Consider the following 7,859-nt stretch of genomic DNA (forward strand, 5'->3'; position numbering starts at 1 on the left):
GGGCGCGCCTGCCGCCGCGGCCGGTGCCGCTGCCTCGCCGGTGATGCCCGACATGGCCAAGGCGAGCGACAGCTATGCCCGCGCTTATGATCTCGGCCGCGAAGTCTCGGTCACCCGCAACGCACCAGGGGCGCTCAAGCGCCTGTCGGTGGCGGTCGTGCTGCGCGACGTCGAAGGGTCGAAGCCGCGCTCGCCGGTCGAGATGCAGCAGATCACCCAGCTGGTGAATTCGGCGGTCGGCGCCAACACGGCGCGTGGCGACCAGGTCACCGTGATCAGCCGCCGCTTCGCCGCCGCGCCCGATCTCGGCGGTGGTCAGCCCTGGTATGAAAGCGGCTGGCTGGCGATGATCCTGCGCAACGTCACCGCGATCGTCATTGCCTTGCTGGTGCTGATGCTCGGCGTCCGCCCGCTGTCCAAGGCGCTGATGAAGAAGCGCGACGATGCCGGACGCGGCGCCATCGGCCGTGACCTCAACGCGACCTTCGGGATCGGTTCGCCAACGGCGCCCGGCACCGGCAGCGGCCCCAACGGCCAGCCGGTCAGCATCGATGCGCTCGAAAGCGCGCAGAATTTCGACGACCGGATCGGGATGGTCCGCGGCTTCACCCGCGACAACCCGACGCGCGCCGCGCTCGCTGTGCGTGACATGATCAAATCGGACGCCCGCTGATGAACGCTCCCGCCTCTTTCCGCGCCTATTCGGGCGTCGAACGCGCCGCCGTGCTGATGATGCTGGTCGGCGAGGAGGAGGCCGCGGCCATCCTCCAGAAGCTCGATCCCGAGGAAGTCCGCCAACTCGGCAAGGCGATGTTCGCGGTCGCCGATGTCGGCGAGCCCGAGGTCCAGATGGTGCTCGACGATTTCGTCGGCAAAGCGCGCGACCGCACCGCGATCGGGTTCGATCCCAAGCCGATCATCGAGACGATGATGACGCGTGCACTCGGCCCTGAAAAGGCCGACAGCGTGCTGGCGCGGATCACGCCGCCCGACGCGCAATGCCAGATCGACCTGCTCGACTGGATGGATGCGGCCGAGATCGCGTCGATGATCGAGAAGGAACACCCGCAGATCGCCGCGGTGGTGATCGCCAATCTCGATCAGGACGTCGCCGGCCAGGTGCTCGAATTGCTGCCCGACGCGTCGCAGCCCGAAATCCTCCACCGCGTCGCGCGGCTGGGACCGATCACGCCCGAGGCGGTCGATACCTTGCGCACGATGCTCGCCAATCGCAGCGGCACGGGTGGCCAATCGGCCGGGGTGATGCTCGGCGGTACCAAGGAAGCCGCCCGCATCCTGTCGGGCGCGCGCAAGACCACCGAACAGCGCGTCATGCCGAAATTGTTCAAGATCGACCGCGAAGTCGCCAAGGCGATCGAGGAAGCCTTGTTCGTGTTCGAGAATCTGCTCGACATGGACGATAAGAATCTCGGCACACTCATCCGCAACATCGACAGCGACCTGCTCACCCGTGCGCTCAAGGGCGTGGACGAGGCGACGCGCAACCGCTTCCTCGGTTGCATGTCGTCGCGCGCCGCCGACGGCATCCGCGACGAGATGGAAGCGCGCGGCCCGATGAAGCTCAGCGAAGTGCTCGACGCGCAAAAGGCGATTATCCAGCTCGCCCGCGCGCTGGCCAAAGACGGCACGATCATGATGGGCGGCGACGACGACTATGTCTGACCGTCCGCTCAACGACTTCGTCGCCGGGTTCGCCAGCCGCCACGACCACGCGGGCGCCGCGCTGCGCCGTGCTTTCGCCGCCAAAAGCGAGGCTTTCTCGCCGCGCGACATGACTCCCGAGCCGCCGCCGGCGCCCGATGCGCGGCCGCGGCATTTCGAGCCGGCCGATCGCCAGGAGGACCCGACCGAGGGCTGGGATCCGTTCGACGCCACGCAACAGCCGTCAGGCTTCGTCGATCCGATCGCGACCGCCAGGGCTGCCGGCTATGACGAAGGCGTCGCCGGGGCGATGGCCCAGGTCGCCGCCAATGCGGCACGCGACCGCGCGTTGATCGATGACCTGATCGCCGCGATCAACGACGATCGCCGCATCGATCGCGACCGGCTCGCCGGACATCTCCGCCAGACGGTGATGCAATTGGTCCGCCAGATGGTCGGCGAGGCAGGCGTCGACGCCGATCTGCTCAACCGCCGCGTCGCGGTCGCCGCCGGCATGCTCGCCGACGATGCCGAATCGGCGGTACTGCGGCTCAACCCCGAGGACATGCCGCTGGTCGACGGCCATCTGCCCGCCAACATCTTCGCCGCCGGCGATATCAAGGTCGAGCGCGGCCATTTCGTGCTCGAATCCGCGGCGACGATCGTCGAGGACGGACCGGACCTGTGGATCGAGCAACTCGCCCAGGCGATCGACCGCGCGGCGTTGCCGGAATGAGCTTCTCTCCATTCGGACATGCCGGCCTTGTGCCGGCATCCACGGAGCCGCAAGCCTTCGGGCCTGAGGCAAGGTGGACCCCGGCACAAGGCCGGGGTGACGACCTGTTTGGATCCTCTGAATCGTGCTGAACCGCTTCGCTCAGGATTATCTCGAAAGCCTCGGCACCGCCGACTTCGTGCCGCAGCCCAAGATATCGGGCCGGCTGGCGTCGTTCGACGGGCTGCTGATGGAGGCGATCGGGCTCAACCTGCCGGTCGGCACGGTGTGCCAGGTCGGCGCCACGGGCGGCGCCAAGGTCGAGGCCGAAGTGATCGGCTTCCGGAATGGCCGTACCTTGCTGATGAATCTCGGCGGTCCCGCCGCACTGCTCCCGCAATCCCCGGTTCGTCCGGTCGGCGCCCCCGGCGCCGCCGAAGTCGGCGCCGCATTGCTCGGCCGCGTGGTCGATGGCGCGGGTAAGCCGATCGACGGGCTCGGCCCGATTCGCGGCGCGCAGCATTGGCCGCTCGCCGGCAAGCTCCAGGGGCCGCTCGATCGCGGCCGCGTGCTCCAGCCGATGGACGTCGGGGTGCGCGCGATCAACGGCCTGCTGACGATCGGTCAGGGCCAGCGCGTCGGCATCATGGCCGGATCGGGCGTCGGCAAGTCGGTATTGCTCGGCATGATGGTCCGCGCGGCGCAAGCCGACGTCGTGGTGATCGGGCTGATCGGCGAGCGCAGCCGCGAAGTCGCCGATTTCCTGGAAACCAAGGTTGCCGGCGAGGCGCGCGCGCGCTCGGTCGTGGTTGCGGTGCCCGCCAACCATTCGCCGGTGCTGCGTATTCGCGGCGCCTTGCGCGCCACCGCCATTGCCGAAGGCTTCCGCGCCGAAGGCAAGAAGGTCCTGCTGATCATGGATTCGCTGACCCGCGTGGCGCATGCCGGGCGCGAGATCGGCCTTGCCTTGGGCGAGCCTGCCTCGGCGCGCGGCTATCCGCCGTCGGCGATCGCAATGCTGCCCAATCTGATCGAGCGCGCCGGCACCGATGTGAACACCGGCGGATCGATCACCGCTATCTATACCGTGCTCGCCGATGGCGACGACGGCAACGACCCGGTGGTCGACAGCGCACGTTCGATCCTCGATGGTCACATCGTGCTGAGCCGGGCGCTGGCCGAACGCGGTGTCTATCCTGCGATCGACCTTGGCCCGTCGGTCAGCCGGGTGATGACCGATATCGTGCCGGCGGAGCACATCGCCGCCGCGCGCATCTTGCGCCGTCACCTCGCCACTTATGAGGAGAATCGCGACCTGGTGCTGATGGGCGCCTATCGTGGCGGCGTCGATCCCGAGATCGATGCGGCGATCGCTTATCATCCGGCGGTGATGGAATATATCCGCCAGGACGCCGACACCAAGGTCTCGCTGCCGGACGCGGTCGCCGAATTGATCGGCGTTTTCGGTCAGACCCAAGGTTAAACCATGGCGCGCGGCAAGGGCCAGCTCGATCGTATCCTCCGGGTCCGCACCCTCCAGCTCGGGATGACACGCGCAGAGGAAGTCCGCGCTCAGGCCAAGATCGCCAGCGAAGCCGATCTTGCCAGACGTATCGCGTCGCTCGCAGACAGCGTCGCGCCGACGCCGACCGAAGCGGGGAGCGGATTCTCGCTGGTTGCCGCAGCCCATTTCCGCTCGCGTCTCCACCAGTCGGCCGAGCATGCCGAGCACCGCTTGCGCGCCGCCGAAGCCGCCGCCGAACGCGCCGCCGAGGCAACGCGAGAGGCGAAGCGCGACCAGTCGGCGGTCGAGAAATTGATGGTCCGCGCCGACCGTGAAGCTGCGCTCAAGGCGATCCGCGCGCTCGAGGCGGCGCCGGCCGTCCGGAAGATTCGGCACGATCCTTGCTGAACCCCTTGCGGGGCAGTGCACGCCCCTGAGCACGAGGGGTTCATGACCGGTTTGACTCTATCCGTTTCCACGACTGTCGCGCTGCCCGCAAAGGTTGCCGCGTCCTCCTTGCTCGCTCCCGGCACGGTCGCCGAAGGCGCCACGGGCGTGCCGAGCCTGGCCGCTTTCGTCGACCTGATGATCGGCAAGACGACCGTCGCACCCAACGATGGGCAGGCCGGCGGCGAGCGGCAGGATGATGCCGCGACCGGCAATTCCTTGCCGCAAAAGGACGACGACAAGAGCGATCCCGCGCTTGCCTGGTTGCTCTCGGTAGCGCCGATCGCTCTGCCCGCCGCTCCTGCGAAACTCGTTGCGACTGGCGCAGTCACCGCGCCGCTTACCCCGACCGCTGGGACCCCGCAGCCTGCCTTGCCTTCGCTGCCGCTGGCGCTCGCGAGCGACGCACCGCAAGCCAAGCCTGGCGCGGAACCTGCGCCCCAACAGATCCTGCCCGAGACGCAATCGCAGCCGGCGACCACGCCGATCTCGGTGGCGCTCCGATCCAATACCGCCGCGCCGACCACGGTCGACCCGGCCCTTACCGCGGCCGCCGACGCGCAGAGCAAGACATTAGCTGCCAACCAGCAGGCCCTTGCCGCCGACCGCTCGCTTGGATCGCAGGCCGTCGTGCAACCGATCCGAATCACGATGCCGCAAGCGGCCCCCGTCACCCTGGCGTCGCTGGCTTCGGCCAACGCGCCGATGCCGGCATTGTTCGCGCTGGCGATGGCGCCCGAACGCAAACCCGGCGATGGCGAGGGCAGCCAGCCCGGCGACCCGACCGCCGCTGCGACGCTGCTGACCCCGGTCGACGCCGTCCAGCTGGTTGCCAAGCCAGGCCAGGCCGAGCGTCAGGCGCTCGACATGGGCCGCCAGGATTGGCCGCAAAAGATGATCGACCGGATCGAGGCGCTGCGCGACGACGCCAATGCCAATGATACCTCGATCCGGCTCAAGCCCGACGCGCTCGGCCGGATCGACGTGTCGCTGCGCACGCATGCCGATGGCGCGGTCACCGTCCGCTTCGCGGCCGAACAGCCGACCACGCGTGCGCTGCTCGCCGATGCCGCGCCGCAGCTCAACGCCGCGGCCGAGGCGCGCGGCATCCGGCTGACCGGAACCAGCGTCGATTTGAGCGGATCGGGCATGGCCGGGGGCGACCGCCCGCGGCCGCAGGCCGAGGTTCGGCAGGACAGTAAAAATCGCCTCGCGACCGGGGCGGATGACGACATTCGGGCCGTCGATGACGGCCGTGTGGCTTGATTGGGGGAATGAACGATGAGTGACGAAACCAAGGCCGACACGCCCAAGAAGAAGGGCAAAGGCAAATTGATCACCCTGATGCTCCTGGCCGTGCTCCTGGTGGGTGGCGGCACGGCGGGCGGCCTGTGGGCGGCCGGGATATTGGGCGGCGCCAAGGCGGCTGGACCCGAAGGTCCCAAATTGGTGCCCAAGAGCGAGCAGAAGCGCGCCAGCGGCGACGGCAAGGAAGGCGAGGGCGCCGCGTCGAGTGGTACCAAGCCGCCGTCGGGCAGCGGCGGCGACAAATATGCGTCCAATTATTACGCCATCGAGAAGGACTTCACGTCGAACCTGCGCGACAGCCCGCATTACGTCCAGATCGGGATCGCGGTGTCGACGCCGTACGACGATTCGGTGATCGAGAACCTCAAGACCAACGAGATCGCGGTGCGCTCGGCGGTGCTGATGGCGCTCGGCGATTCGACCGAGGACGAGGTCACGACCGGCGACGGCAAGAAGCGTCTGGCGCAGCGATTGGTCCAGGCAATCAACGCCACGCTCAAACAAAAAGAGGGATTTGGCGGGATTAGTAACGTCTACTTTACCAATTTTGTTGTTCAGTGACCGGGCATGGTTAACGGCTCGTCATCCATATCCGACACGGACAGGCGCGAACGCCCTCGCGCGGCGGCGACACACGCTCCCGCGCTTGGTGGCGCCAACCTGAATCCATTCGGCGATCTGCACACGCTGCAGCATCTCTCCGCCCGTCTGGCGCGGAGCCTGCGCGGCGTGTTCGAGCCGTTGTTGCGCCAGGAAGTCCGCTTGTGGGCGGAGCCGCTGGTGGTGCAGCGCTTCACCGATTACCGCGCCGAACGCCCCGACGGCCTGACCGCTTGGGTGCCGCTATCGATGACGCCGGGCACTGGCCAGGCGCTGTTGGTGGTCGACGGCAAGTTCGTGCTCGAATTGCTCGACATGTTCTTCGGCGGCACCGGCGCCGCGCCGCACGACATGCCGGGCGAATTCTCGCCTGCGGCGGAAGCGATGATCGGGCACCTCGCCGCGATCGTCGCCGAGCCGATGACGACCTCGTGGGAACCGCTTGCCAAGGTGAGCTTCGCGCCCGGTCGGGTCGAAGCCAATCCGTCGATGGTCGCCGGGATCGACGGTGACGATCCGATGGTCGTCACACGGTTCGGCATCGGCAAGCATCACGGCAAGCCGGTCTTCATCGACATCGTCTACCCGGTGCAGTCGCTCAAGCCGTACACGCCCTCGCTGAATGGCAAGGTGCTCGGCGCCGCGCCCGATCCGGCGTGGCAGAACGGTCTCGCCAAGGCGGTGATGACGGTGACCTTCCCGGTCCGCTCGGTGCTTGCCGAACCGGTGATAAGCCTCGCCAAGCTGATGGAACTCAAGGAAGGCGACGTAATCCCGATCAGCGTCGCCGCCGACGTGCCGGTGATGGTGGCCAATGGCCGCCTCGGCACCGGCACGGTCGGCACGTCCAACGGACGCGCCGCGATCAAGCTCAATTCGCTCTCTCTCAATGTCGAGGAACTCGCATGACCGATTTGTCCGGGACCTTCCCGGTCGACGCCAACATGGCGGCCAATTACCGGCTGCTGCAGGATGTCGACGTCAAGCTCACGGTGGAGATCGGCCAGACCCGGCTGACGCTCCGCGAACTGCTCGCCTTGGGCGAAAGCTCGGTGATCGAACTCGATCGCCAAGCCAATGAACTGCTCGACGTGTTCGTCAACGGCACGCTGATCGGGCGCGGCGAGGTCGTCACCGTCGGCGAGCGCTTCGGCGTCCGCCTGACCGAACTCGTCAGCCCTGAGAAGCGCGGCTGATGCTCTGGTCGTACATCCTCAAACTGTTCGTGCTGCTGCCGCTGGTCTGCGGCCTGATGGTCGGCTGCCTGTGGCTGTGGCGCCGGCTCGAGAGCCGGCTGCCGGGCCAGCCTGCCAACCGCACGATCAAGGTGCAGGAAACGATGATGCTGTCGCCGGGCCTGCGCCTCGCGGTGATCGAGTTCGAGGGACAGAAATTGCTCGTCTCGGTCGGTCGCGGCGGGGTCCAGCTGATCGACAAGGCCGGGAGTCTGCCCAAGTGACGACGATCCGCCGCCTAAAGGAAGACGGCCCTTCGCTGTTTCGCGCGCCGGTCCCGGTCGTGCCGCGCCCGAAAAATGTCCAGCTGATGAAGCTGGTGCTGATCCTGCTCGCGTTTCTCGCCTTGCTGAGCGTTGCGATGCCGTCCTTCGCCCAGAGCGCGCCC

At 67.5% G+C, this 7,859-nt stretch carries 10 protein-coding genes; all 10 read left to right on the top strand.

The window, feature by feature from the left end:
• Positions 1-673, top strand: a 673-nt coding sequence (locus tag SAS01S_RS20825; RefSeq protein WP_281179344.1) for a flagellar M-ring protein FliF C-terminal domain-containing protein, incomplete at its 5' end; no start/stop codon positions are given.
• Positions 673-1,683, top strand: a complete 1,011-nt coding sequence (gene fliG, locus SAS01S_RS20830) for a flagellar motor switch protein FliG (RefSeq protein WP_066812976.1) — start codon at positions 673-675, stop codon at positions 1,681-1,683. The genes SAS01S_RS20825 and fliG, both read left to right, overlap by 1 nt.
• Positions 1,676-2,398, top strand: a complete 723-nt coding sequence (locus SAS01S_RS20835; RefSeq protein WP_066812978.1) for a FliH/SctL family protein — start codon at positions 1,676-1,678, stop codon at positions 2,396-2,398. Before fliG ends, SAS01S_RS20835 begins: the two co-directional genes overlap by 8 nt.
• A gap of 124 nt (positions 2,399-2,522) precedes the next feature.
• The gene (locus SAS01S_RS20840) at positions 2,523-3,860 is read left to right on the top strand and encodes a FliI/YscN family ATPase (RefSeq protein ID WP_066812980.1); all 1,338 of its coding nucleotides are present in this window, start codon (positions 2,523-2,525) and stop codon (positions 3,858-3,860) included.
• A gap of 3 nt (positions 3,861-3,863) precedes the next feature.
• Positions 3,864-4,289 carry a hypothetical protein gene (locus tag SAS01S_RS20845; protein ID WP_066812983.1) on the top strand — a complete coding sequence of 142 codons (426 nt, stop codon included), beginning with the start codon at positions 3,864-3,866 and terminating at the stop codon, positions 4,287-4,289.
• 42 nt (positions 4,290-4,331) lie between these two features.
• Positions 4,332-5,594: a flagellar hook-length control protein FliK gene (locus SAS01S_RS20850; RefSeq protein WP_066812984.1), complete on the top strand. Its 1,263-nt coding sequence runs from the start codon at positions 4,332-4,334 to the stop codon at positions 5,592-5,594.
• A gap of 15 nt (positions 5,595-5,609) precedes the next feature.
• The gene (locus tag SAS01S_RS20855; protein WP_066812985.1) at positions 5,610-6,197 is read left to right on the top strand and encodes a flagellar basal body-associated FliL family protein; all 588 of its coding nucleotides are present in this window, start codon (positions 5,610-5,612) and stop codon (positions 6,195-6,197) included.
• Positions 6,198-6,203: 6 nt separating this feature from the next.
• Positions 6,204-7,145: a flagellar motor switch protein FliM gene (locus SAS01S_RS20860; RefSeq protein ID WP_066812986.1), complete on the top strand. Its 942-nt coding sequence runs from the start codon at positions 6,204-6,206 to the stop codon at positions 7,143-7,145.
• Positions 7,142-7,432, top strand: coding sequence for a flagellar motor switch protein FliN (gene fliN / locus SAS01S_RS20865; protein ID WP_066588837.1), 291 nt, complete (start codon positions 7,142-7,144; stop codon positions 7,430-7,432). Before SAS01S_RS20860 ends, fliN begins: the two co-directional genes overlap by 4 nt.
• Positions 7,432-7,695: a FliO/MopB family protein gene (locus SAS01S_RS20870; protein WP_066812987.1), complete on the top strand. Its 264-nt coding sequence runs from the start codon at positions 7,432-7,434 to the stop codon at positions 7,693-7,695. The genes fliN and SAS01S_RS20870 overlap by 1 nt, the downstream gene beginning before the upstream one ends.
• Positions 7,696-7,859 lie beyond the last annotated feature (164 nt).

Origin of the sequence: Sphingomonas asaccharolytica NBRC 15499, from assembly GCF_001598355.1 — a bacterium.
Taxonomy (GTDB): domain Bacteria; phylum Pseudomonadota; class Alphaproteobacteria; order Sphingomonadales; family Sphingomonadaceae; genus Sphingomonas; species Sphingomonas asaccharolytica.

Excerpts from the sequence above, each read along its gene's own strand:
- fliG (WP_066812976.1), top strand. The coding sequence starts at position 673 with ATGAACGCTCCCGCCTCTTTCCGCGCCTATTCGGGCGTCGAACGCGCC.
- SAS01S_RS20835 (WP_066812978.1), top strand. The coding sequence starts at position 1,676 with ATGTCTGACCGTCCGCTCAACGACTTCGTCGCCGGGTTCGCCAGCCGC.
- SAS01S_RS20845 (WP_066812983.1), top strand. The coding sequence starts at position 3,864 with ATGGCGCGCGGCAAGGGCCAGCTCGATCGTATCCTCCGGGTCCGCACC.
- SAS01S_RS20850 (WP_066812984.1), top strand. The coding sequence starts at position 4,332 with ATGACCGGTTTGACTCTATCCGTTTCCACGACTGTCGCGCTGCCCGCA.
- SAS01S_RS20855 (WP_066812985.1), top strand. The coding sequence starts at position 5,610 with ATGAGTGACGAAACCAAGGCCGACACGCCCAAGAAGAAGGGCAAAGGC.
- SAS01S_RS20860 (WP_066812986.1), top strand. The coding sequence starts at position 6,204 with ATGGTTAACGGCTCGTCATCCATATCCGACACGGACAGGCGCGAACGC.
- fliN (WP_066588837.1), top strand. The coding sequence starts at position 7,142 with ATGACCGATTTGTCCGGGACCTTCCCGGTCGACGCCAACATGGCGGCC.
- SAS01S_RS20870 (WP_066812987.1), top strand. The coding sequence starts at position 7,432 with ATGCTCTGGTCGTACATCCTCAAACTGTTCGTGCTGCTGCCGCTGGTC.